The organism is Dankookia sp. GCM10030260 (genome assembly GCF_042666655.1).
Lineage (GTDB): Bacteria > Pseudomonadota > Alphaproteobacteria > Acetobacterales > Acetobacteraceae > Paracraurococcus.
In genome coordinates, this window is record NZ_JBHTDE010000003.1 from 354609 (window position 1) to 378017 (window position 23409).

Annotated in this window: 21 protein-coding genes; 12 read left to right on the forward strand and 9 right to left on the reverse strand. The window is 72.8% G+C overall.

Annotated features, from left to right (window positions below):
* Positions 1-15 precede the first annotated feature (15 nt).
* The 7 genes from ACFQS7_RS13195 (at position 16) to hflX (ending at position 6832) form a co-directional block, all read left to right on the forward strand.
* Positions 16-1473, forward strand: a complete 1458-nt coding sequence (locus tag ACFQS7_RS13195; protein WP_380067541.1) for an ATP-binding protein — start codon at positions 16-18, stop codon at positions 1471-1473.
* A 61-nt stretch (positions 1474-1534) separates the two neighbouring features.
* Positions 1535-1795 (forward strand): hypothetical protein, encoded by a 261-nt coding sequence (locus ACFQS7_RS13200; RefSeq protein WP_380067542.1) that lies wholly within the window; start codon positions 1535-1537, stop codon positions 1793-1795.
* Between the two features lie 77 nt (positions 1796-1872).
* Entirely contained in the window at positions 1873-2664 is a 792-nt protein-coding gene (locus tag ACFQS7_RS13205) for an enoyl-CoA hydratase/isomerase family protein (protein WP_380067543.1), read from the forward strand.
* 4 nt (positions 2665-2668) lie between these two features.
* Positions 2669-3559, forward strand: coding sequence for an amidohydrolase family protein (locus ACFQS7_RS13210; protein ID WP_380067544.1), 891 nt, complete (start codon positions 2669-2671; stop codon positions 3557-3559).
* Between the two features lie 14 nt (positions 3560-3573).
* Positions 3574-4359, forward strand: coding sequence for a class II aldolase/adducin family protein (locus ACFQS7_RS13215; protein ID WP_380067545.1), 786 nt, complete (start codon positions 3574-3576; stop codon positions 4357-4359).
* Positions 4360-4387: 28 nt separating this feature from the next.
* Positions 4388-5419 carry a D-2-hydroxyacid dehydrogenase gene (locus ACFQS7_RS13220; protein WP_380067546.1) on the forward strand — a complete coding sequence of 344 codons (1032 nt, stop codon included), beginning with the start codon at positions 4388-4390 and terminating at the stop codon, positions 5417-5419.
* A gap of 60 nt (positions 5420-5479) precedes the next feature.
* A complete protein-coding gene (gene hflX, locus ACFQS7_RS13225; RefSeq protein ID WP_380067547.1) occupies positions 5480-6832 on the forward strand; it encodes a GTPase HflX in 1353 nt (450 codons plus the stop codon).
* A 772-nt stretch (positions 6833-7604) separates the two neighbouring features.
* Here hflX and ACFQS7_RS13230 read toward each other — a convergent pair.
* The gene (locus ACFQS7_RS13230; RefSeq protein ID WP_380067548.1) at positions 7605-9584 is read right to left on the reverse strand and encodes a DUF4139 domain-containing protein; all 1980 of its coding nucleotides are present in this window, start codon (positions 9582-9584) and stop codon (positions 7605-7607) included.
* A 53-nt stretch (positions 9585-9637) separates the two neighbouring features.
* On the reverse strand, positions 9638-10465 hold the full coding sequence (bla, locus tag ACFQS7_RS13235; RefSeq protein ID WP_380067549.1) for a class A beta-lactamase: 828 nt from the start codon (positions 10463-10465) through the stop codon (positions 9638-9640).
* A 149-nt stretch (positions 10466-10614) separates the two neighbouring features.
* On the opposite strand from bla, the gene ACFQS7_RS13240 reads away from it, so the two are divergent.
* Positions 10615-11589, forward strand: coding sequence for a Bug family tripartite tricarboxylate transporter substrate binding protein (locus tag ACFQS7_RS13240; RefSeq protein ID WP_380067550.1), 975 nt, complete (start codon positions 10615-10617; stop codon positions 11587-11589).
* Here the strand turns inward: ACFQS7_RS13240 and ACFQS7_RS13245 are convergent.
* Positions 11579-12730: a YbfB/YjiJ family MFS transporter gene (locus ACFQS7_RS13245; RefSeq protein WP_380067551.1), complete on the reverse strand. Its 1152-nt coding sequence runs from the start codon at positions 12728-12730 to the stop codon at positions 11579-11581. The genes ACFQS7_RS13240 and ACFQS7_RS13245 overlap by 11 nt on opposite strands.
* Positions 12731-12804: 74 nt before the next feature.
* Here ACFQS7_RS13245 and ACFQS7_RS13250 point away from each other — a divergent pair, with 74 nt between their 5' ends.
* Both ACFQS7_RS13250 and ACFQS7_RS13255 read left to right on the forward strand, forming a co-directional pair.
* Complete coding sequence (locus ACFQS7_RS13250) at positions 12805-13977, forward strand: sensor histidine kinase (protein WP_380067552.1); 1173 nt, start codon at positions 12805-12807, stop codon at positions 13975-13977.
* A 122-nt stretch (positions 13978-14099) separates the two neighbouring features.
* A complete protein-coding gene (locus ACFQS7_RS13255; protein WP_380067553.1) occupies positions 14100-14516 on the forward strand; it encodes a response regulator in 417 nt (138 codons plus the stop codon).
* On the opposite strand, the gene fdxA is transcribed toward ACFQS7_RS13255, so the two are convergent.
* The 3 genes from fdxA to ACFQS7_RS13270 form a co-directional block, all read right to left on the reverse strand.
* Positions 14513-14845 carry a ferredoxin FdxA gene (fdxA, locus tag ACFQS7_RS13260; RefSeq protein WP_380067554.1) on the reverse strand — a complete coding sequence of 111 codons (333 nt, stop codon included), beginning with the start codon at positions 14843-14845 and terminating at the stop codon, positions 14513-14515. The genes ACFQS7_RS13255 and fdxA overlap by 4 nt on opposite strands.
* Positions 14846-14941: 96 nt before the next feature.
* Positions 14942-15244 carry a S4 domain-containing protein gene (locus tag ACFQS7_RS13265; RefSeq protein WP_380067555.1) on the reverse strand — a complete coding sequence of 101 codons (303 nt, stop codon included), beginning with the start codon at positions 15242-15244 and terminating at the stop codon, positions 14942-14944.
* A 9-nt stretch (positions 15245-15253) separates the two neighbouring features.
* Positions 15254-18376, reverse strand: coding sequence for a helicase-related protein (locus ACFQS7_RS13270; protein WP_380067556.1), 3123 nt, complete (start codon positions 18374-18376; stop codon positions 15254-15256).
* A 123-nt stretch (positions 18377-18499) separates the two neighbouring features.
* On the opposite strand from ACFQS7_RS13270, the gene ACFQS7_RS13275 reads away from it, so the two are divergent.
* Entirely contained in the window at positions 18500-19618 is a 1119-nt protein-coding gene (locus ACFQS7_RS13275; protein WP_380067557.1) for an MFS transporter, read from the forward strand.
* 104 nt (positions 19619-19722) lie between these two features.
* Positions 19723-21237, forward strand: coding sequence for a replicative DNA helicase (locus ACFQS7_RS13280; protein ID WP_380067558.1), 1515 nt, complete (start codon positions 19723-19725; stop codon positions 21235-21237).
* A gap of 154 nt (positions 21238-21391) precedes the next feature.
* Here the strand turns inward: ACFQS7_RS13280 and ACFQS7_RS13285 are convergent, their stop codons facing one another.
* From ACFQS7_RS13285 to ACFQS7_RS13295, 3 genes are all read right to left on the reverse strand, one after another.
* A complete protein-coding gene (locus tag ACFQS7_RS13285; RefSeq protein WP_380067559.1) occupies positions 21392-22084 on the reverse strand; it encodes a YsnF/AvaK domain-containing protein in 693 nt (230 codons plus the stop codon).
* A gap of 41 nt (positions 22085-22125) precedes the next feature.
* The gene (locus ACFQS7_RS13290) at positions 22126-22542 is read right to left on the reverse strand and encodes a DUF2382 domain-containing protein (protein ID WP_380067560.1); all 417 of its coding nucleotides are present in this window, start codon (positions 22540-22542) and stop codon (positions 22126-22128) included.
* A gap of 175 nt (positions 22543-22717) precedes the next feature.
* Complete coding sequence (locus ACFQS7_RS13295; RefSeq protein ID WP_380067561.1) at positions 22718-23278, reverse strand: hypothetical protein; 561 nt, start codon at positions 23276-23278, stop codon at positions 22718-22720.
* Positions 23279-23409: the final 131 nt, after the last annotated feature.

The window sequence follows — 23409 nt, forward strand, 5'->3', positions numbered from 1 at the left end:
CCAGAGGCACGCGCGGTGAGCCGGCCCGCCGCCCTGCCGCGATCGGTGCCGGGCCGCTTCCGTCGGCGCGGCACCGCCGGCCCGCCCAGCCTGGCGCTCGGCCCGCCGCGGCTGCTGCGCAGCGCCGGCTTCCGCTTCGCCGTGCTGTTCGCCGCCATGTTCGCCTGCGCCGCCATCGCGCTGGTGGCGGTGCTCTGGTGGGCGACCGCCGGCGCGCTCGACCGGCAGACCGACGTCGCCATCCGGGCCGATGCCATCGCCCTGGCCGAACGGTGGCGGGAGGCCGGGAATGCCGGCCTGGCCGAGGCGATCGAGGAACGCCTCGCCGTCGATGTCGAGAACGAGGCGATCTACCTGATGATGGAGGCCGATGGGATGCGGCGGATCGCCGGCAACCTCGACGCCTGGCCGAAGGCCCTCCAGGGCACCGGCCCCTGGTTCCGCACCCGCGTGCTGCACGACGGCTTGCCGGTGGATGCGCGGCTCCACCGGCTGGACCTGCCCGGCCTGCGGCTGCTGGTCGGCCGCGACGAGGCGGAACGGACCGAATTGCGCCGGCTGCTGACCGAGGGCGTGGTCTGGGCTTCCGGCGCCGTCGTGCTGTTCGCCCTGGTCGGCGCCTGGCTGATCCGCCACGCCTTGCAGGCGCGCATGCGCCCGGCCTTCACCACCACCGCGGCGATCGCCGGCGGCGACCTGTCCTCCCGCGTCGCGCTGGCCGGCAACGGCGACGAATTCGACCGGCTGGCGCAGACGCTGAACATCATGCTCGACCGGATCGGCACCCTGATGGAGGGCGTGCGCGGCGTATCGGACGCCATCGCGCACGACCTGCGCACCCCGATCGCCCGGGCCCGGGCCAAGCTGGAGGACGCCTTGGCGACCTCGGAGGACGAGGAATCGCTGCGTGCCACGGTGGAGCAGGGGATCGCCGACCTGGACGGCATCAGCCGCATCTTCCAGGCGCTGCTGCGCATCGCCGAGGCCGAGGCGGGTGCCCGCCGCGCCGCCTTCGCGCCGCTCGATCTGGTGCATGTGCTGGCGGATGCGGCCGAGATCTACGAGGCGACCGCCGAGGCGCACGGCCAGCGGCTGGACACCGACCTGCCGGAGACGCTGCCCCTGGTCGGCGACCGCGACCTGCTGCTGCAGGCGGTGGCCAACCTGTTGGACAACGCCATCAAGTTCACCCCGGCCGGTGGCAGGGTCCAGCTTGCCGCCGTCGCCACCGCGTCCCGCATCGAGGTGACGGTGGCGGATGACGGGCCCGGCCTGGCGCCCGAGGACCGCGCCCATGCGGGGGAGCGCTTCTTCCGTGCCGACAAGGCGCGCGCCACGCCGGGCTCCGGGCTCGGCCTGTCGCTGGTGCGGGCCGTGGCGTACCTGCATGGCGGCGACCTCGCGCTGGAGGATGCGGTGCCGGGGCGCGAGCCGCCCGGTCTCCGGGTGGCGATCCGGCTGCCTCTGGGATGACCGAAGCGTCATGTCCCGCCCACGGCCGCTTCAACCCGGCGACTGCACTGTCCGGCCCGCGATGATGGTTGCCCTGACGCCTCCGGCGATCCTGCTGGCCCTGCTGGTGACGGCGGCGGCCGAGCCGAGTCCGCGCGTGACCACAGACACGCCCGAGTATTGCCGCAGCCTGGTGACCCGTCTGGCCGGGCTGCCGGCGGCGCAGCAGGAACCGTCCCGCAGCCTGGGCGCGGAGGGTGAGCGGCTGTGCGGCAGCGGCCATGTCCGCACCGGCATCGCCAAGCTGCGGCGCGCGGTGCGGGCCGCCCAGGCCACCCGCTGACCCCATCCCCCCGACCGGCATGGCTTGAGAGGTCGGGCGACCGCCCCTAAGCTTGCCGTAGGCCTTGGGGAAACGCCGTGAGCGAATTGCTGTTCGAGACCACCGGCGGCATCGCCACCATCACCCTGAACCGTCCCGACAGCGGCAACGCCTTCACGCTGGAGATGCTGGCGGACTGGGAGAAGTCGCTCAGGGTCTGCATTGCCGACGACGCCATCCGCGCCGTGGTGCTGACCGGGGCGGGGCGGATCTTCTGCTCCGGCGGCGACGTCAAGCGGATGGCGCGGGTCGCCGCCGGCGGGCAGACCGCCTGGGACCGCGGCCAGTACCTGGTCGACCACGTCCACCGCATCCCGCTGACGCTGCAGGAGCTCGACAAGCCCTATATCGTCGCGGTGAACGGCGCCGCGACGGGCGCCGGGATGGACATGGCGCTGATGGGCGACCTGCGCTTCGCCGCCGAAAGCGCCCGCTTCGCCGAGAGCTACATCAAGGTCGGCTTCGTCGCCGGCGACGGCGGCGCCTGGATGCTGCCGCGGCTGGTCGGCACGCCGAAGGCGCTCGAGATGCTGTGGACCGGCGATTTCGTCTCGGCCGCCGAGGCGGAGCGGATCGGGCTGGTCAACAAGGTGCTGGCGGACGAGGCGCTGCTGCCGCATGCCATGGCGGTGGCGGAGCGCCTCGCCAACGGCCCGACGGTGGCGATCCGGCTGATGAAGCGCATGGTGCGGCAGGGCGCGAACAGCAGCTTCGCCGAGGCGCTGACCTTCGCCGCGGCCTGCACCGGCGTCGTCGCCGGCACCGAGGATTACCGGGAAGCCACCGCGGCCTTCGCCGAGAAGCGCAAGCCGGTCTTCAAGGGGCGCTGAGACGATGACCCGCCCCTGCGTCCCCTATTTCCCGCCCGGCCGCCGCCCCGGCTTCGCCGTGCCGCCCGGCGCCTGCGACAGCCATGTCCACGTCTTCGGCCCCTATGGGCGCTTCCCGCTGGCCGAGGACCGCAGCTACACCCCGGTCGAGGCGCCGGTGGAGGCCTTCGTCGCGCATCTCGACGCGCTCGGCTTCGAGCGCGGCGTCATCGTCACCGCCAGCGCCCAGGGCACCGACAACGGCGCCATGCTGGACGCGCTGCGGCAGTATCCGAAGCGGTTCCGCGGCGTCGCCGTGCTGCCGCCCGAGACCACCGACCGGACGCTCGACGAGATGACCGCGGCCGGCGTGCGCGGCCTGCGGCTGAACCTGCTGCGCGGCGCGGCCGGCGAGCGCACCTACCGCAACGGCGTCGGCTACGACAGCCTGACGGCGCTCGGGCCGCGCATCAAGGAGCGCGGCTGGCACCTGCAGGTCTGGATCCATGCGCGCGACCTGGCCGAGGCGCTGCCGCTGCTGGAGCCCCATGGGATGGAGCTGGTCGTCGACCACATGGGCCGCATCTCGACCGCGCACGACACGCCGGAACACCCCGGCTTCCGCCTGCTGTGCGACCTGCTGCGGGATGGCCGCGCCTGGACCAAGATCTCGGGCGCCGACCGCATCACCGGCGGCGAGGCGCCCTGGCTCGCGGCCGACCCCTATGCGCGCGCGCTGCTGGCGGCGAATGCCGGGCGCTGCGTCTGGGGCACCGACTGGCCGCATATCGCCTATTTCGACCGGCCGATGTCGGAGGACGCGGCGCTGGCCGAGACATTGGCGCGCTGGATCCCGGATGCCGCCACGCTGCAGGCGGTGCTCGTCGACAATGCTGCCCGGCTCTACGATTTCTGAAGGAGGACCCGAGAATGCTCGACGCCGCCGAATACCGCATCCCGTCCATGCGCCACCGGGTGAGCCCGGAGGAATGGCAGGCCCGCATCGACCTCGCCGCCTGCTACCGGCTGGTCGACCTCTACCACATGAGCGACCTGATCGCGAACCATGTCTCGGTCCGCGTGCCGGGCGAGGACACCTTCCTGATCAACCCGTACGGCATGCTGTACGAGGAGATCAGCGCATCGTCGCTCATCAAGATCGACTATGACGGCAACGTCGTGCTCAAGCCGGAATTCCCCGGCACCGACTACGGCGTGAACCGCGCAGGCTTCGTCATCCATTCGGCGATCCACAAGGCGAAGCACGACATCGCCTGCGTCGCGCACACGCATACCTGGCCGGGCATGGCGGTGTCGACGCTGGAATGCGGCCTGCTGCCGAACACCCAGACCAGCATGCGCTTCGCCCATATCAGCTACCACGATTTCTCCGGCGTGGTGCTGGACCTGTCCGAGCAGGAGCGCCTGGTGCGCGACCTCGGCGACAACAACGCGATGATCCTGCGCAACCACGGCCTGCTGACCGTCGGCACCACCATCCCGGAATGCTTCAACGCGCTGCACCGGCTGGAGCTGTCCTGCAAGACGCAGATCGCCGCGATGTCCTGCAACAGCCCGATGATCAAGGTGCCGGACGAGGTCGTCGAGAAGACCTGGCTGAACTACCAGCCGCAGACCCGCCGGCCCTTCGGCCTGCTCGACTGGCCGGCGCTGCTGCGCAAGCTGGACCGCATCGACCCGAGCTACCGGGATTGATCCACCCCGTCCGATCGGCGGAGGACGCATGTCCGGAGACGTGAATCCGCCGGCCGGCAAGGCCATGCGGGTGCTGCTGTCCGACGTCGCCGCGGCGCGGCACGGCGCCCGCATCCGGGATGCCGTGCCGGACGTGGACCTCGTGCCGGTGGCGCCCGACGGGGCGCTGCCGGATGCGGCCGGCATCGAGGTCGCCTTCGTCACCCGCGACCTCTTCGTCGGCGGCACGCGCCACCGGCTCAACCCGCGCTTCGTCCGCTTCACCGGTCTCCTGCAGGCGGCGCCGGCGCTCCGCTGGGTGCAGACCTTCTCCGCCGGCACCGACATGGCGGTCTACCAGGCCATGCTGGCGCGCGGCCTGGTGCTGACCAACAGCACCGGCGCCAGCGCGCCGGCGGTGGCGCAGACCGCGGTCACCGGCCTGCTGGCGCTGGCCCGGCAGTTCCCCCGCATCGCCGCCGCACAGGCCCGCCAGGCCTGGGAGCCGCTCTATGCCGAGCCGGAGCCGCGCGAGGTCGAGGGCCAGGCCGCGCTCATCCTCGGCACCGGCCCGATCGGCCAGGAGATCGGCCGGCTCTGCCGCGCCTTCGGCCTGCGCACGCTGGGCATCCGCCGCGATGCCGCGGCCGGACCGCCGCCCGGCTTCGATGCGGTGGCCGGCTTCGCCGCGCTGCCGGACCTGCTGCCGGGCACCGACTGGCTCATCCTCGCCTGCCCGCTGACCGAGACGACGCGCGACCTGATCGACGCCGATCTGCTCGCCCGGCTGCCGCCGGGGCGGCACCTGATCAACGTCTCGCGCGGCGGGGTGGTGGTGGAGGCCGACCTGCTGGCGGCGCTGCGCTCCGGCCACCTCGCCGGCGCCTTCCTCGACGTCTTCGGCATGGAGCCGCTGCCGCCGGAGAACCCCTTCTGGGGGCTGCCGAACGTCATCGTCTCGCCGCACAGCGCCGCCGCGTCCGATGGCCTGCCGGAACGGGTGGCGGCGATCTTCTGCGACAACCTGCGCCGCTTCCGCCACGGCGAGCCGCTGCGCAACCTGGCGCGACCCGTCGCCTGAACCACGCCCACGGCGGAGGGAGGCATCAGGTTCCGCCGCGATCCGTGCTACTGCACCGCCATGCAGACTAAGCCCCCCACGCCCCGCGCCGTCCTCGTCGGCATCCAGACGCCGGAGGTCGACGACGTCGCCCATGCCGCCAGCCTCGAGGAACTCGGCCGCCTGGTGAAGACGCTGGGCTACGAGGTGGTCGGCACCGTGTCGCAGCGGCGCGAGGGGACCGGCGCCGGGTCGTTGCTCGGCAGCGGCAAGCTGGCGGAATTGGCGGCGCTGACCGGCGGCACCGGCGTCATCGGCTCGATGGCGCCGGCGCCGAAATCCAAGGCCCGGCAGCGCTTCGAGGGCACCGCCGAGGCCGCGGAGCCCGCCGAGCCGGATGCCGAGGCACCCCGCCGGCCGGAATTCGTCATCGTCGACCACGAGCTCTCGCCCAGCCAGATCCGCAACCTCGAGCGTGCCACCGGCGCCGAGGTGCTCGACCGCACCGGCGTCATCGTCGAGATCTTCCACCGCCACGCCAATACCCGCGAAGCCAAGCTGCAGGTGGAGATGGCGCGGCTGAAATACGTCGCACCCCGCCTGCGCGAATCCACCGGCGGCGGCGGCCGGCAGCAGGGGCCGGGCGCGGGCGAGAGCAACCTCGACCTCGACCGCCGCAAGATCCGCGACCGGCTGGCGGAGCTGCGGGAGCAATTGGATGCCGTGCAGCGTGACGGCGACAACCGCCGCTCCGCCCGGCGCGACCAGCTGCGCGTCGCGCTCGTCGGCTACACCAATGCCGGCAAGTCGTCGCTCATGCGGGCGCTGACCGGCAGCCAGGTGCTGGTCGAGGACAAACTGTTTGCCACGCTCGACACCACGGTCCGCATCCTGCAGCCGGAGACCAGGCCGCGCGTCCTCGTCTCCGACACCGTCGGCTTCATCAAGCAATTGCCGCACGACCTGGTCGCCTCCTTCCGCTCGACCCTGGCGGAGGCGCTGGAGGCGTCCCTGCTGCTGTTCGTGGTCGATGCCTCCGACCCGACCTACGAGGCGCAGCTGGAGGTGAGCCGGGCCGCGCTGCGCGAGATCGGCGCGGATGCGGTGCCGTCGCGCCTGGTGCTGAACAAGCTGGACCGGCTGGATGCCGCGGCGCGCGCCGCGCTGGTCGAGAAGCACCCGGATGCGATCCTGCTCTCCGCCCATGCGCCCGCCGATGTCGCCGCGCTGCGCGACACCATCATCGGCTTCTTCGAGGCGGCGATGGTCGAGGACACCCTGGTGCTGCCCTATGCGAAACAGGGGCTGATCGGCGAGGTCTACGAGAGTGCCCGGGTGCTGTCCGAGGACTACGACGAGAAAGGCCGCGTGCTGCAGGTGCGCGGCCTGCCCGGCGCCATCGCGCGGCTGCGGCGGAGCCTGGCGGCGCCGTAGGGCCGGGGAGAAGGCATTCTCCCCGGCCCCCTCATCTATTTCTGCGAGCCGAGGCCTGCCGCGCGGCGGGTGCCAACCCACAAAAAGGAAGGGTGGGGTTCTGGGAGGTAATGCTTTTCCCTCCCCGACCTTGCCGGCCGCAACGCGAAGCGCACCAGCCGCCCCAGGGGCAGCGCCCTCCCTCCCGCTGATCGCCGGCAGTCGCGGCTGCTGTGCAGGAAGGACATCGGGTCGAGCCAGAGCAACCCGACCGGCGTCTCCGCCACGATGCGGCTGCCCACCGGCCCGGGATGCGGCCCGCCCATCGCCGCGCCCGGCTGATCCGCCCAGGTGCGGCGGAACTCGCCCCGCACCGCCGCAGCCGCCGCCGACACGCGCGACCCGAGGCCCGGTCGATCTCGTCCGGCAGCGGCGCGATGCCCAGCGCCCGCGACACCGCCTGGCCAGAGGGCAGCCGCAGCAACTGCCCGCGCTTGAGGTTGCGGAATTCCAGGTTGCCGAGGATCGAGCCCGAACTGCCGGGCGGCGTGGCCGCGTCGAAGGACTCCGGCAGGGCGGGGCAGGGCGGCAGGTCGAACATCAGGCCGAAGCGCCGGCAGGGATTGGCCCCGGCGGCGAGGCCGCGCTGGTTGGCGGCGTGGGACGAGGCGGCAGGTTGCGGCGGGCGATGGTCTGCCATGGTCGTGATCCCGCGTGGCCACGGCGAACGGAGGCGACCACGCCGCCTGGATCGTATTGAATTCGATTCCATGCGCAGGCAAGCGCCCCGCGTTCAGCCCGTGCGCGCCAGCACAGCCTGCGCCGCGCGCTGCCAGGAGTCCCAGGCCGCGTCTGCCGCGGCACCGGTGCGTTCGGCAGCCAGGCTTGCCTCGTTCAACGCCCGGCGCGCCGCCTCCCGGGCCGCGCCGCTGCGGTCCTCCGCCGCGGCGCGGGCACGGCCGAGCGCCGCCTCGGCGATGGCGGCGGCGCGGACCGCCCCGCGCGCCGCATCCAGCAGTTGCCGGGCCTCGGCCAGGGAGGCGACGATACCCGCCAGCGCCGCGCGTCCGGGCGCCTCGGCCGGCAGTTGTTCCAGCACGGCCTGCAGCGTCTCCAGGCTGCCCGGCCCGCCGGGCAGGCGGCGCATCGCCTCCTCCAGGTCGATCCCGCGCCAGCGCAGCAGCACCGGGTCGCCCAACCCCGCATCCCAGAGCGGCACCTCCTGCCGGCCCTCCCGCACCCAGGCGAAGCGCAGCGTGGCGGCGGTGCCGTCCAGCATGGCTTCGGTGCGCAGGCCGAAATCGCCTTCCGCCACCACCGGGAACTGCGGCGCGGCGCCGGGCCGGCGCGGCAGGTCCAGCACCAGCCTGCCGCGCGCGCCATGCGGGTCGATGGCCAGCGCCGTCTCCTCCGACCGCCGCGTCCCGATCACCACCAGGCCACGGCGCAATTCGACCTTGGCCGGCTGCTCGGTGGCGGATTGCGTGGCGGTCAGCCGCACCTCGCGGTCGCGGGCGAAGGCGATGATGCGCGCCTCGCCCGGGGCGACCGCGCGCAATTCCGCATCGCCCAGCCAGGTCCCGGCCTCGGCCCCCGCCATGCCGAAGACGGCGGCGAGGCCGTCCGGCAATACATGGCCGGTGGTGTTGGTCAGCCGCAGCGCGTTCAGCGGGCTACGCGCCGCCAGGTCCTGCACCCACCAGATGCGTTCCGCCGGCAGGCCGGCATCGATGAAGGGCAGGTTCGCCGTCTCCCCGCCCCGCAGCGAGACCGGCGCCGGCAGGGTGAAGGCGACGCGGCCGGGCGAGGCCTGTGCCTGGGCTTCGGGCAGCGCCGCCAGGGGCGCGGCCTCGGCGGCCGCGGGGCCGCGCCGCAGCATCGGCGCGGGCGCGGCCATGGCCGCCACCGGCGGCGCCGGGCGCGGTCCGGTATCGGCCTCCACCGCCACCCGCTCCGCGCTGCGGACCGGCAGGACCGGCCGGTCCACCAGGATCGGTGCATAGATGGCCTGGGCGAAGGCCGCCGGGTTGCCGGACACCAGCGACAGCCGCACCCCATCCCAATCGGCGCCCGAGCGGTTCTCCACCACCGCCCAGCCCTGCAGCCGCGCCTCGCCCATCCCCGCCGGGATCACCAGCCGCCAGGACGGCTTCCACAGGGGTGCCGCGGCGATATAGGTCAGCCCCACCTCGCGCGGCGCCCCGGCTCCGGCCAGGGTGATCTCCAGCCGCCGCACATCGGCGCTGCGGCTGGCCGCCAGCGCCTCCGCCGCCTGGGCCAGGCGGGCGGCGAGCGCCTGGTCCTGCAGCCGGACCTCGGCGCCTTCGTCGAGCGCCAGCACGCGCAGGCCGGTCGCGGTCAGCAGCGACAGCCGCAGCCCGCCCTCGACATCCTCCGCCCCGGCCAGCCGGCCGCTGGCGCCGCCCGCCTCCACCGCCTGGCCGCGCAGTGCGCGGAACAGGCTGGCGCGGGTCTCGAAATCGCCGGGCCGGACCGGCAGGCCGCGGAAGGCCTCGGCCTCCAGGTCCTGCGCCGGCAGCCGCACGGCGCCGGCCTGGCCGGCCGGGTCGCGCAGCAGCAGGGATTTCAGCACGTCGTCGACCGCTTCGACCGGCACATCGAAGGCGATGGCCTCGCCCGGGGCCAGCATCCCGGCGCGATCGAGCTGCATCAGCCCGGCATTGGACAGGGTGACCGCGCGCACCGGCGGATCCGCCGCGAGGCCGGGCAGCGGCAGGACCAGGAGGACGGCGAGACGGGCGGCGCGGCGCAAGGCGGGCACTCCGGGCAGGGTGCGGCAGCCTAGCATCGGCGATGTGGCGCCAATCAGGCGGCGGCGATCCGTCCCACCTCGGCCAGGATCGCGCTGCGCGCCGCCTCCGGCGCGGCCGACCCGGTGGAATAGGCCGCCACCAGGATCGGCGGCCGGCCCGGCGGCCAGAGGATGCCGATGTCGTTCGCCGTGCCGTTCTCGCCCGAGCCGGTCTTGTCGCCGACCCGCCACCCGGCCGGCACCCCCGCCCGCAGCCGCCGGTCGCCGGTGCGGCAGCCGACCAGCCAGGCCGTCAGTTGCTCCCGCGATACCGCCGACAGCGCCGGGCCCAGCAGCAGCGCCTGCATCAGCCCGAGCATCGCCTCGGGCGTGGTGGTGTCGCGCGGATCGCCCGGCCGCGCCTCGTTCAATGCCGTCTCCCGCCGGTCGAGCCGCGTCACCGCATCGCCCAGGTCCCGCAGCCAGGCGGTCAAGCCGGCCGGCCCGCCGAAGCTGTCGAGCAGCAGGTTGCCCGCGGTGTTGTCGCTGAGCGTCACCGCCGCGTCGCAGAGCGCGCCGATGCTCATCGCCGCGTGCTGGCCGGTGACCGGCGAATAGGTGACGAGGTCGTCCTTCGTATAGGCGACCTCGCGGTCCAGACGCTCCTCGCCCCGGTCAACCCGCGCCAGCGCATGGCCGGCGGCCAGGAATTTGAAGGTGCTGGTCAGCGGGAAGCGCTCCCCGCCTCGGTGCGCCAACCGCCGGCCGCTGCCGGTATCGAGCAGCGCGACGCCGAGCCGCCCGCCAAGCTTGGACTCGAGCGCCGCCAACGCCTCGGCCGCGCGGGCGAAGGACGGCAAGGCAAGCAGCGGGGCGGCCAGCAGGCTGCGGCGTGACGGCATCGATGGGTCCTCCGGCTGGGCGCGCGACGTGGGCGGACGACCCTGCCACCCTTCCCCCGCAACGAGGAGCCGGGCAGGATTGCCGCCGTCGCCAGACGCGGGCCGGCAGCCCCGGTTCCACCCGCGCCCCGGCCAGGGAGACAACGTCCATGCCCCGCGCCCTGCCGCGCCTGCTGCTGCTGCTTGCCTTCTGCCTCGGCGCCCTGGCGCCCGCGGTCCGCGCCCAGCCCTGGCCCGCCGAGCGCCCGGTGCGGCTCATCATCGCCTGGCCGCCGGGCGGCACCACCGATTTCGTCAGCCGGCTCTACGCGCGGCAATTGGGCGAGCTGCTCGGCCAGTCCTTCGTGGTGGAGAACCGCCCGGGCGGCGGCGGCTCGATCGCCTGGCGCGCCGTCGCCGCCGCCCGGCCGGATGGCCATACCCTGCTGCTGACCGAGAATTCGCTGGTCACCGCGCCGCCGCTGATGCCCGATCTCGGGCTCGACGTGCTGGCCGACTTCACCCCCGTCTCGCTGCTGGTGGACTACCCGTCCGTCATCGCCGTGCCGGCGGCGCTGCCGGCCCGCACCCTGCCGGACCTGGTGGAGATGGCGCGGCGGGAGCCGGGGGTGATGAATTTCGGCTCCATGGGCAACGGCACCTCCCTGCACCTGTATGCCGAGACGCTGCAGGACGTGGCCGGCTTCCGCATGACCCATGTGCCCTATCGCGGCGCCGGACCGGCCTTCACCGACCTGGTGGCCGGGCGGATCCAGATGATGCTGGCGGCGCCGCCGACCGTGCTGGGCGCGGTGCGCGGCGGCCAGGTGCGGGTGCTGGCGATCGGCACCGCCGGCGGCCGCATCCCCGCCCTGCCGGAGGTGCCGACGGCGCGCGAGGCCGGCGTCGATTTCCCCCTGTCCTACTGGTACGGGCTGGTCGGGCCGAAGGGGCTGGACCCGGCGGTGGCCGCGCGGATGCTGGAGGCCATCCGCCAGGTGCATGCCCTGCCCGAGGTCCGCGCCCGCTTCGCCGAGCAGGGTGGCGTGCCGATCGGCGGCGACGGCGCCACGCTGGCGGCCCTGCTGGCCGAGGAACTGGGGCGCTGGACGGCGCTGATCCGCGCCAAGGGGATCACCCAGTAGCGCCGGCTGGCCGCCGGGCGGCCTGCCGCGCCAGCGCCGCCGCCGTGCCGAAGGCGGCGAGCGAGAATCCCAGCCCGGCGCCGAACACCGCCAGGTGGCTCTCCCCGGTCGCGGCGAAGACCGCGGCGAGGCCGAAGCCCACCACCGTCTGCACCACCGCGAAGGACAGGTTGCAGCGCAGCCAGAGCCCGGTCGCCTGCACCCCGGCCAGTTCCCGCGTCACGCTGAGCGTCACGGCCGTCACGCCGACCGCGGCGAAGCCGGCCGCCGCCGCGGCCGGCAGCACCAGCCCCGGCCAGGGCGGCAGACACAAGGCCAGCGCCACGGCCTGGATCAGCAGCCAGAGCCTGAGCGTCGCCATCCCGCCCATCCGGTCCACCGCCCGCCCGCTCAATACCCCGCCGGCCACTCCGGCCAGGCCGAAGACCAGCCAGAGCAGCGCGCCGATGCCGACACCCAGGCCCCGCCCGCGCGCCGCAAGATCGGCCAAGTAGACCATCGGCGGCACCATCCCGGCGGCATAGAGCCCGTAGGTCACCAGCAGCAGGGTGGCTCGCGGCGGTGCCTCTCCCGCCGCGCCACCGAGCGCCATGTCCGGCCAACGCCGCCGGGCGAGCAGCCAGAGCAGCAGCACCAGCCCAGCCAGGCCCAGCCAGGTCGCCGGCAGCCCGGCCGGCAGCAGCGCCGGCACCAGCAACGCCCCCGTGGCGATGCCGGAGCCGACGCCGGCGATCACCACGCCGCCGGCGCGGCCGCGCTGCGCAGGCGGGACGGAGGCCTGGGTCGCCGGCCCGGCCAGCGCCATCAGGAGCCCGCCGGCCACCCCGGCCAGCGTTCGCCACGGCAGGAACCACCAGAAGCCGCCATTCCAGGCGCAGGCCGCGAGCGAGACCACCACCAGCGCCATGCCGAGGTCGAGCGTCCCCGGCACGCCGAGCCGCTGCCCCGCCCGGCGCCCCAGCAGCGTGCCGATCAGGTAGCCGGCGAGCGCCGCGGCGCCGAGCGTCCCGGCCTCCGCGCCATCCACCCAGCCGGCGCCGACCATGGCGGGGAACAGCGGCACATAGGCGAAGCGGGCGAGCCCGTTGCCGGAGGCGGTGGCGGCGGCACCGGCGAGAGCGCGATGGAGAAGGTGGGACACCGGAGGAGCCTAGAGGCAAGCGACGATGCCGTCATGCCGGAGGAACCGGCGCCGCTCCGGGGCTTTTGGACGCCATGCCCGATCCAATTCAACGCAGTGGGGACAGGTTGCTGGCCCAGCAGACCGCGCTCGCCCGTTTCGGCGAGTTGGCGCTCCACTCGGAGGACCTCCAGGAGATCCTTCACGACGCCTGTCGCCTGGTGGCGGAAGGGCTCGGCACGGGCCTGGCCAAGGTCCTGGAATTGCAGCCGGACGGGCGGACGCTGCTGGTCCGCGCCGGCGTCGGCTGGCAGCCCGGCGTGGTCGGCCATGTCACCCTGCAGGCCGAGACCGGCACGCTGGAAGGCCTGGCGCTGTCGATCCCCGACGCCGTGGTCAGCGAGGACATCGCAGCCGAGACCCGTTTCCCCATCCCCGAGTTCATGCGGGACCACGGGGTGCGGTCGCTGGTGAACGTCACCGTCATCGGCGCGGACAGCCGGCCGCCCTACGGCGTGCTGGAAGTGGACAGCCGCACGCCCCGCGCCTTCGACACCGACGAGGTCGCCTTCCTGCAGACCTACGCCAACATGCTGGCCGCCGCGGTGGACCGGCTGCGGGCCGGCGACGAGCTGCGCGCCCGCGCCGCCGATGTCGAGCGGCTGTTCCGCGAATTGCAGCACCGGGTGAAGAACAACCTGCAGGTCATCATCGGCCTGATGCAGCTGCAGGCGCGCCGCGCCGTGTCGCCCGAGACGCAGGATGCGCTGCAGGTGGTCCGCCAGCGGGTCGATGCGCTGCGCCTGCTGCACGACAAGCTCTATCTTGCCGGTGACGTCGACCGGGTCGATCTCGGGGCCTATCTGGGCGAGCTGGCCGGGACCCTGTTGCGCTTCCATGCCGAGGCTGAGCAGGGCATTCGCCTTGTGCTGGAGATGCGGGGGATCATCGTGCCGCCGGAACAGGCGGCGCCGCTCGGGCTGATCGTCAACGAGTTCATCACCAACAGCCTGAAATATGCCTTCGGTACGAGTGGCGGCACCATCGGCCTGCGGCTGGAGCCGGCCCGCGGCGGTGAGCTTCGGGTCATTCTCTGGGACGATGGCCGCGGGCTGCCCGCCGAGCGTTCCAGCGGCACCGGCATGCGGCTGGTGGAGGGGCTGGCGCGGCAGCTCTCGGCCCGAGCGGATTGGTCCGGCGCCGGGACGGGGACGATGGGGCCGGGGACGCGGCTGACGTTGTTGTTCCGTATCCTCCCACTGCGGTGACGTGCGTCGCCGTGAGCCTTCGGTAACGACTTGTGCCGCAGGATGGCAGCACGGGCGCACCGCACGGGCGGTACCCATCCGACCGAGGCAGCATGGATCATCAGGACAGGAATCAGCCGGCCATGCCGCCCGTCGCGCTGGTGGTGGACGATGAGGCGTTGCTGGCCCTGGAGATGGAGGATCGGCTGACCGCGGCAGGCTTCGCCACCCGGATCGCCTGCTCGGACGCCGCGGCAAGGGCGATCCCTGCCGAGGGGCTCGCGGTCGCGGTGGTGAATCTCCGGCTGAACGGGGAGTTGGTGGGCCACGGCATCATCCGGTCGCTGCGCCGGCTGCGGCCCAACCTGCCGATCGTGGTGGTCACCGGATATGACAGCGACGCACCGCAGGCCGACCTGCGTGGCCTCGGCTGGCCGACGGTCCGGCTGCAGAAGCCGCAGCACGGTGAGCAATTGGTCGGTGCGGTCCGCGACGTGATCGCCCAGGCGCGGCGTGGCGCCCGGCCGACGGGCGGGCGCCGGCACCTCGACCGGGTTTAGGGCGTGCCCGGCTTGTCGCTGAACAGCGCGCGCTTGCCCGGCTTGCCCTTCCATTCATCGGCATCGGGCGGCGCGTCACCCTTGCGGGTGATGTTTGGCCAAACCAAAGCGAATTCGCGGTTCAGTTCGGCATATTCGGCCGCGCGGTCGTCGCTGTCCGGCACGATCGCCTCGGCCGGGCATTCCGGCTCGCAGACGCCGCAGTCGATGCATTCGTCCGGGTGGATGACCAACATGTTCTCGCCGACGTAGAAGCAGTCCACCGGACAGACCTCGACGCAATCCTTGTACACGCACTTGATGCAGTTCTCGAGAACGACATAGGTCACGGCTGGAAGTCCCTCGGTCCCGGCTGATCGGCGCCGGCAGAGATGGACCGGGCCGCGTGGGAAGGCAAGCCATGCAGGCCACGCGGCCTTTGCGCATCAGGCCTGCGAGGGTGGCACCAGGACCTCGAACAGCAGCCGCGCCTCGGGGGCCGGGCCACGCCGGTCGCCCAGCGCCACCACCCGCCAGACCCGCACCACGCCACGCTCCGCCGTGCCGAGCGCGAAGGTCAGGGTGTCGCCCGGGCGCAGCTTGGCATGCGGCTTGTCCGTCGGCTGGCGGTTGATGCGGAAGGCGCCGGATTCGACGAGGCGGGCGCAGGCGGCGCGAGACTTGGCGACCCGGGCGCACCAAAGCCACTTGTCCAGCCGCTGCCAGTCGCGGTCCTCGCCGTCCGCCACCACGCCGGGCTAGCTGCCCTGCTGCAGCTTCAGCCGGGCGAGCACCGCGAAGGGCGAATCCGGATCCGGCCCACTGGGCTCGGCCGGCTTGCGCATCTCGCGCTCCTCCGGCCGCGGCCCACGCGGGCCGCGGTCGTCGTCGCGGCGCGGGCCGCGCGGCGGGCCGCCGGGACCACCCGGGCCGCGGTCGCGGCCCTGCCAGGGCTTGCCGCCGCCGCCGCCGGGGCCACCGCGGGAGACTTCCATGCGGCCCGGCGTCTTGCGCAGTTCGGGCGGGATCGGCGGGCCGAAGAAGATCATCGCCGCGCTGGTCGGCGGCGGCAGCGGCATGTCCGGGACGCGGACCGGGCGGTCCTCGCGCACCGGATGCGCCGGACGGCGATCGCGGTCCCGATCGCGCGGCGGGCGGCCATCCTGGCGGTCGCGCGGCGGTCGGCCCTCGAAGCCGCGGGCCTCCGGCACGCGCTGTTCCGGCGCCCCCGCTTGCGATGGGCGCTGATCGGGGCGGGCATCGCGGCGAGGATGCCGCGGTCCTTCGTGGCGCGGCCCATCCTGGCGCGCGTCACCCTGGGCCGGGCGCGGCCCCTGGCCGGGGCGCTGGTTCGGCCGTGGGCCACCGCGCTGGTGCTGCTGGCCATGGTGCTGCGGCCGCGGCTGGGCGACCCGCAGCGGGGTCGGCGGGCCATATTCGTTCTCCGCCAGCGGCGGCGCCTCCAGCAGCCGGAAGCCGAGCGCGGTCAGCGCCGCCCCCAGCGTATCCGCCTTCACGCCCAGCCGGCTGGCGAGGTCGGGCGGCGGCGGCGCCGGCGCCCGGCGGGTGAGGAAGCCGAGCTCGGCGGCGATGCGTTCCGCGACATCCAGCCGCAGCAGCACCGGCCCGGCCGGCAGCCAGCCCATGGTCTGGGCGAAGCCGGGCGGCCAGCCGATCGGCGGCGGCGGGTTGGTCTCGCCCTCATGCGCCTCACGCAGCTGCAGCGCGACCAGGCCAGGAGCGGGCAGCGCCGGGGTGTCGATGTTGCGCGACATCGCCCAGAGCTGCGCCCGCAGCGCCATGGCGCGCGGCTTCAGGGCTTCCGGCACGAACAGCGCGAAGCGGCCGGCACGGACGCCGATCGCCTTCAGCTTCTGCCGCAGGTCCTGGCTGATCCCCGCATTGGTGTTGCCGGGGACCAGGCCGAGATGTTCGCGCAAGGTGTAGGCGGGGCCGCGCAGCGAGCCCTCGGCCTCCGCCTTGGCCTCGATGGTCGAGAGGATGGCAAGCTCCTTGCCCACCAGCCCCTCGACATACTTGGCCAGCCGGGCGCGGACCCGCTCGCGCTGGGCGCCGTCGAGGAACTCGCTGGCCAGCACCTCGACTTGCGGCTTGCCGGGCTGGTCGCCGATCCGCAGCCGGGCGATCTCGGCGGGCTCGGCGCCGGGGCTGGTCCAGGTGACGCGGTGGCTGGCACTAATGGCGAAGGCGTCGTCCTTGGCAGTCTCCACGGTGGCGACGCGGCGCGGCATCTCCTCCCGCAGCGCGCGGCGGGCGGCGCGCAGGACAAGCTTGCGCTCCTCCTCGGTCGCCGCCTCGGTCTCCGGGTGGAAGAGGAAGCCGGCGACCTTGCCGACGGTATGACCCTCGACCACCACCTCGCCCTGGCGGGTGACGGCGGAGAGCAGGTCCTCGCCCTCGGTATCGTCCAGCCGGCGCATCAGATGCGCCGCCCGGCGGTCGACGAAGCGGGCGGTAAGACGTTCATGCAGCGCATCGGAAACGGCGTCCTCGGCCTTGCGGGCTTCCGCCTGGAAGGTCGCGGCATCGCGGGTCCAGTCGGCACGGGCGGCGATGTAGGACCAGACGCGGATATTGGCGAGGCGGGCCATCAGCGTGTCGAGGTCGCCCTCGGTCGCGCCGCAGAGCGCGATCTGCCCGGCCACCCAGTCGTCCGGCAGCACGCCGTCCTCGGCCAGATGCTTGAAGATGCGGCCGCAGAGCCGGGTATGGGTGTCGTCCGCCAGCTTGCGGAAGTCCGGCACCTGGCAGGCCTCCCACAGCAGCCGGACACGCGTGCGGCCACCCGCCAGGGCGCGCAATTCCTGTTCGCGGGCCAGCATCGATAGGGTGATGAAGTCGTCGGCGTCATGGCCACGTGCCAGGCCCGGCATGGGTGCCGGCGTGGCCAGGCTGTCCAGCAGCCCGTCGACGCTGCTGAAGTCCAGCTCGGAATTGCGCCAGGCGAGGGTCTGCAGCGCCTCGAAATTGTGGTTCTCGATCTTGTTGACGATCTCGTCCGGCAGCGGCGGGCAGTCGCCCGTGGTGCCGAAGGTGCCGTCGCGCATGCCGCGGCCGGCGCGGCCGGCGATCTGCGCGGCTTCCTGGGCATTCAGCGCGCGGGCGGTGTGGCCATCGAATTTCTGCAAGGCGGCGAAGGCGACATGGTCCACGTCCATGTTCAGCCCCATCCCGATGGCGTCGGTGGCCACCAGGAAGTCGACCTCGCGGTTCTGGTAGAGCGCCACCTGGGCGTTGCGGGTGCGCGGGGACAGGCGCCCCATCACCACGGCGCAGCCGCCGCGGCGGCGGCGGATGGCTTCTGCGATCGCATAGACCTCGGCCGCCGAGAAGGCGACGACGGCGCTGCGCGGCGGCAGGCGGGTGAGCTTGGCCGGGCCTGAATGGGTCAGCTGCGACAGGCGGGGGCGGGTCTCGACTTCGGCCTGCGGCACCAGGCGCTGCAGCAACGGGCGGATGGTCTCGGCGCCCATGAACATGGTCTCGACCATGCCGCGGGCATTCAGCAGGCGATCGGTGAAGACATGGCCGCGATCGGGATCGGCGCAGAGCTGAATCTCGTCCACCGCGACGAATTCCACCCGGCGGTCGAGCGGCATGGCTTCCACCGTGCAGGCGAACCATTTGGCGCCGGGCGGGACGATCTTCTCCTCGCCCGTGATGAGGGCGACGTGCTGCTCCCCCTTCGCGGCGACCATGCGGTCGTAGTTCTCGCGCGCCAGCAGGCGCAGCGGGAAGCCGATGATGCCGCTGGAATGGGCCAGCAGACGGGTGATCGCCAGATGGGTCTTGCCGGTGTTGGTGGGGCCCAACACGGCCTTGACGCGGGCGTCGAACATGGGGGTGTGGGGGTTCGGCATGCGGCGCAATGCATGGGCCGGATGCAGAGGATTTGCAACCGCGCGGGCCGGCCGTTAGGGGGCGCCGATGCATGCGCATCCAGACCGACCCATTCGCGCGCCGGCCGGTTGAGCCGCCGCGCCATGTCCCCCCCGTCCCGCTTCGCCCTGCTGTTCGCCGCGCAATTCGCGGCGGTCGGCGTGCTGATGCCCTTCCTGCCGGCGGTGCTGCGCGACCATGGGCTGACCGCGCAGCAGATCGCCCTGGTGCTGGCCACTGGGTCAGCGGTCCGGCTGCTGGCCGCGCCCGCGGTCGGCCGCGGGGCGGACGGCTTCGGCGATGCGCGGACCATCCTGGTGCTGGCCGCGGCGCTGGCCGCCTGCACGGTCTGCGGCTTCGCCCTGGCGCAGGGCTTTGCCGCGCTGCTGCTGGTGGCGGCGCTGCACGCGATGGTGAATGCCCCGGTGGTGCCGCTGTCGGATGCGCTGTGCCTGGGCGCGGCGCGGGAGCGGCGGTTCGATTATGGCCGGGTGCGCTCGGCCGGGTCGCTTGCCTTCATCCTGGCCGCGGTCGCGGCGGGGCAGGCGGTGGAATGGCTGGGCGTGACCAGCATCGTCTGGCTGGCCGCGGGCTGCCTTGGCCTGACCGCCCTGGCGGCGCGCGGCCTGCCGGCGGAACGGGCCGCGGCGCGCGGCCGGGGCGGCTTCATGGCGCCCTTCGCGGTGCCGGCCTTCCGGCGGATTCTGCCGCTTTCGGCGCTGATCCAGGGCAGCCATGCCCTGTACTACGGTTTCGGCACGCTGCACTGGCAGGCGGCGGGCCTCTCCCCCGGGGTGATCGGCCTGCTCTGGGCGGAAGGCGTCGTCGCCGAGGTCGCCCTTTTCCTCTGGGGCAAGCCGCTGGTGGAACGGCTCGGCGCGTCGGGCCTGGCGGCACTGGCGGCGGGCGCAGGGGTGATCCGCTGGGGGGTGACGGCGGAGACGGTCTGGCTGCCGGCGCTGGCCACCGTGCAATTGCTGCATGCGGTGACCTTCGGGGCGCAGCACCTGGCGGCGATGCGGGTGCTGGGCGGGATGCCGCCGGCCCAGGCGGCGACGGCGCAGACGCTGCACGCCTCGATCGGGGTCGGGTTGGCCTCGGGGCTGCTGACCTTCGCCTCGGGGCCGCTCTATGCGGCCTGGGGCGCCCAGGGGTTCTGGGCGATGGCAGGGTTGTGCGCGCTGGCGCTGCCGCTGGCCTTCCGGCTGCGGCGGGCGGGGTGATCGCCGTGGCCCGGCGACCACGCCCGGCCGCCGCGGCGTTCCGTCCCCGTTATCCACAGCCATCCCCGTAATCCACAGGGGCCGTTCCGCGCTAGGGTGGGAGCATGAACACCATCGACCAGGCATCGCCCCTTGCGGGCATCGACGGGCTGCTCGGCCTGTCGCAGCGCACGCCGCCGCACAACTACCAGGCGGAACAGGCGCTGCTCGGGGCGCTGCTGGCCAACAACAAGGCCTATGAGCGGGTTTCGGAATTCCTCGCGCCCGAGCATTTCGCCGAAGCCGCCCATGGCCGCATCTTCCGCGCCATACAGCGCCGGATCGAGGCTGGGCAACTGGCCGACGTCGTCACCCTGCGCCCGGAATTCGAGCATTCCGGCGTGCTGGACGAGGTGGGCGGCCCGGCCTACCTGGCCCAGCTGCTCACCGCCATGGTCGGCATCATCAATGCCGGGGAGTATGGTCGCCTCGTCCACGATTGCTGGCTGCGCCGCCAGCTGGTCGATGTGGGGGAGGAGGTGGTCAACCGCGCCTTTGGCGCCGAGGCCGAGCTTTCGGCCAAGGAGCAGCTGGAGGCCGCCGAGCAGCGGCTGTTCGACCTGGCCAAGGATGGCGGCTCGGAAGGCGGGTTCGTGACCTTCGAGCGCGCGCTGACCGATGCGGTGGAGCTGGCAGCCAAGGCCTTCTCCACCCCCGGCGGCGTCTCCGGCCTGCCGTCGGGCCTGCGCGACCTGGATGCCAAGACCGGCGGCATGCATGGGTCGGACCTGATGATCATCGCCGGCCGCCCGGCCATGGGGAAGACCGCGCTGGCCACCAAGATCGCCTTCGGCGCCGCCCAGTCGCTGATGCGGGAGGCGCAGGACAAGGGCCCGGGCGTGCAGCCGCGCGGCACGGTGGCGATCTTCTCGCTCGAGATGAGCGCCGACCAGTTGGCCACCCGCCTGCTGTCGGAAGCCGCCCGGATCTCCGGCGACAAGATCCGCCGCGGTGACATCTCGCAGCGCGACTTCGACCGCTTCGTGGAAGTGAGCCGGGAGCTGTCCGCTTTGCCGCTGGTGATCGACGACACTCCCGCGATCACCATCTCGGCGCTGCGGACACGGTGCCGGCGGCTGAAGCGGACTCGCGGGCTGGAACTGGTGGTGGTGGACTACCTGCAGCTGATGCGCCCGGCGGCGGGGACGCGGCCGGAATCCCGGGTGCTGGAGATCTCGATGATCACCCAAGGGTTGAAAGCCATCGCCAAGGAGCTTTCGGTGCCGGTGATCGCGCTGTCGCAGCTCTCCCGCGCGGTGGAGCAGCGGGAGGACAAGCGGCCGCAGCTGTCGGACCTGCGCGAATCCGGGTCGATCGAGCAGGACGCCGACATGGTCATGTTCGTCTACCGTGACGAATACTACCTGGCGCAGCGCGCCCCGAAGGAAATGGGCTTCGACAACGGCGGCAAGTTCGAGGATGCCATGACCAAATGGCAGGCCGACATGGAAATGGCGCACAACAAGGCGGAGCTGATCATCTCCAAGCAGCGGCACGGGCCGACCGGCACGGTGAAGCTGTTCTTCGAAAGCGAGTTCACCCGCTTCGGCGACCTCGACGTGGTGCACGACCCGCACTGAGGATCGGTAGAACAGGCAAGGCCGGGGAGAATGTATTCTCCCCGGACCCCTCATCTATTTCTGTGGGTTTGCACCGGCCGCACGGCGGGCGCCAACCCACAAGAAGGAAGGGTGGGGTTCGGGGAGGGAATACTTTTCCCTCCCCAACCTTTCCTCAGCGCTCGGGACTGACCTTCGGAACTTCGACGATGGTCTCGACGTCCACGTCCTGCCGGCGGACCGTGTCGCGCACCACCTCGCGCCGCTCGACGCTCCGCTTGCGCAGCGCCACCTCGCCGGTCACCCGGGCCTCCTTCGAGACGACGGGCCGCTCGCTGGTCGCGGTCAGCTCGACCGTCTCCTCACGGAAGGCCCGCGCGGCTTCCTCCGGGCGGAGGGCGTGGTCCTCGCGGCGGCGCTCCACTTCGATCGTCTCCTCGTGCAGGGTCACCGGCTTCTCGACCTCGCGCTCCGTGACGCTGGTCACCAAGCGCTTGCCGCCGGCCATCGCCTGCTTGCCGACATGCAACTCCTCCTCGACCGACTGGGCGCGCTCCACCGTCTCGCCCGCCCGGCCCAGCAGGTCCTCCGGCGAGGTCAGCGCGAAGCGGTTCATCACCGCCAGCGCCCGCTCGGCCGTCGCGGCCTCGGCGGCCACCAGCACGCCGCCCTGCAGCACCGCCTTGGTATAGAGCTCGGCGCGGGCCTGCTCGAGGCCGCGCTCCACCAGTTCTCCGGCCAGCGCCTGGCCGGCGTCGCGCTCGAAGATCACCACCGCTGACTGGTCGCAGCCGGCCTCGACCAGGGCGATGCGGACGCGTTGCGCCGACTCGCGGTCGGCCAGCAATCCGATCACGGATTCCATCATGCAATTTTCCTGTTCATTGAATGCAGTCGGTCCCCGGCGCCTTATGACGCGGGGTCGTGCTCCGGCGCGGCGACACGCTCGACGAAAAGCTCCTCGTGGCGCAGCGACACCGCTTCCCGGACCTGCCGGGTTTCCCGTCGTCGGGTCACCCGCACCTCTTCCACCAGGCGGAGGCGCTTTTCGACGACGAGCACTTCCTCCACCACCGGATAGACGGTGGTGTCGCCCTCCTGGCGGATGGCGGCCGGCGCCTCGATCCAGCGGCCGACGGCCACGCGCTCGACCTCGAGCGTTTCGGTCTGGACCGGGATGTCCAGCATGTCCTGCGTCGTCCGGACGCGCTTGTGCAACCGTACCCGGTCGGTGACGACGCGCTCCTTGTAGACCACCGCCGTTTCCTCGATGACCGGGACGACCTTCTCTTCGACAAGTCGTCCAGTACGGTCGGGCTCGGCCATGCAATCCTCCCTCCGCCGGGCGGTCAGCCGCGGCGGTCCATCATCTGTCTGTCGCTGGAAATGGCGAGGTCTTCAGGCCCGCAGCGGTGTCTGGCCGCACGCCGGGAAAGAACATGCTGCACTGCAACGCGTTCCGCCGCGGTGCACGAAAATCTGTCGACCGTGGGACGCAAGCTCAACGGTCCTGCCGGCCTGTCTCGGCTGCCTTGGCGCCGCCCATCACCATGTCCAGGTAGTCGCGCAGCATCTTCTGCTGCAGCGCGAACAGCGCGGCCGGGTTGGCCAGGCGCATCATCTCCTGGCCGATCTGCATATTGGCGCGGACCATGTCGTTGAACATCCCGGCGAAGGCCTGCGGCAGTTCGCCCATGCCGGACATCGGAACGGACATCGCACGCCGCATCGCCTCGGCGCCTTGCGACACGCCCTGGGCCGCCGCCTCGGCCGTCCCTTGGGCGAGTTGCCGACTGCCGGCCTCCATCGCCTCCGCCCGGCGGGCGATCTCCGCCGCGGGCCGCTGCACCATTTCGGGGGCGGCGGCCGTCACCTCGGCACCCTGCCGCATCGCGCTGCCGGCCTGGCGCGCCGCCGCTTCGAGGGCTGCGTCGCCCCTCTGCACGGCCTCGACGGCCGCCTTGCCGGCGCGGCCGGCAATCTCGGCCGTGGCCTGGGTGCCGCGGCGCATCGTCTCGGCGGCGCCATTGCCATGGTCCTGCCGCTTGGTGCCTTCAGCCATGATCGACGTCCTTGATGTGTTGACATGAGCTGCCGGCAGCGTCCCTGGGGAGGGCAGATATCCAATAATGTGGATTGTTGCCCTGCGGTAAGAAGGGTCACGATTGTGCCAGCAAGCGGGGTAACGTCGGG

Coding starts and splice junctions, on each gene's coding strand:
- ACFQS7_RS13290 (WP_380067560.1), bottom strand. CDS start 22,542: ATGGCCGAGCCCGACCGTACTGGACGACTTGTCGAAGAGAAGGTCGTC.
- ACFQS7_RS13215 (WP_380067545.1), top strand. CDS start 3,574: ATGCTCGACGCCGCCGAATACCGCATCCCGTCCATGCGCCACCGGGTG.
- ACFQS7_RS13295 (WP_380067561.1), bottom strand. CDS start 23,278: ATGGCTGAAGGCACCAAGCGGCAGGACCATGGCAATGGCGCCGCCGAG.
- ACFQS7_RS13270 (WP_380067556.1), bottom strand. CDS start 18,376: ATGCCGAACCCCCACACCCCCATGTTCGACGCCCGCGTCAAGGCCGTG.
- ACFQS7_RS13250 (WP_380067552.1), top strand. CDS start 12,805: ATGCCCGATCCAATTCAACGCAGTGGGGACAGGTTGCTGGCCCAGCAG.
- bla (WP_380067549.1), bottom strand. CDS start 10,465: ATGCCGTCACGCCGCAGCCTGCTGGCCGCCCCGCTGCTTGCCTTGCCG.
- hflX (WP_380067547.1), top strand. CDS start 5,480: ATGCAGACTAAGCCCCCCACGCCCCGCGCCGTCCTCGTCGGCATCCAG.
- ACFQS7_RS13285 (WP_380067559.1), bottom strand. CDS start 22,084: ATGATGGAATCCGTGATCGGATTGCTGGCCGACCGCGAGTCGGCGCAA.
- ACFQS7_RS13280 (WP_380067558.1), top strand. CDS start 19,723: ATGAACACCATCGACCAGGCATCGCCCCTTGCGGGCATCGACGGGCTG.
- ACFQS7_RS13255 (WP_380067553.1), top strand. CDS start 14,100: ATGCCGCCCGTCGCGCTGGTGGTGGACGATGAGGCGTTGCTGGCCCTG.
- ACFQS7_RS13240 (WP_380067550.1), top strand. CDS start 10,615: ATGCCCCGCGCCCTGCCGCGCCTGCTGCTGCTGCTTGCCTTCTGCCTC.
- ACFQS7_RS13275 (WP_380067557.1), top strand. CDS start 18,500: ATGTCCCCCCCGTCCCGCTTCGCCCTGCTGTTCGCCGCGCAATTCGCG.
- ACFQS7_RS13210 (WP_380067544.1), top strand. CDS start 2,669: ATGACCCGCCCCTGCGTCCCCTATTTCCCGCCCGGCCGCCGCCCCGGC.
- ACFQS7_RS13220 (WP_380067546.1), top strand. CDS start 4,388: ATGTCCGGAGACGTGAATCCGCCGGCCGGCAAGGCCATGCGGGTGCTG.
- ACFQS7_RS13200 (WP_380067542.1), top strand. CDS start 1,535: ATGATGGTTGCCCTGACGCCTCCGGCGATCCTGCTGGCCCTGCTGGTG.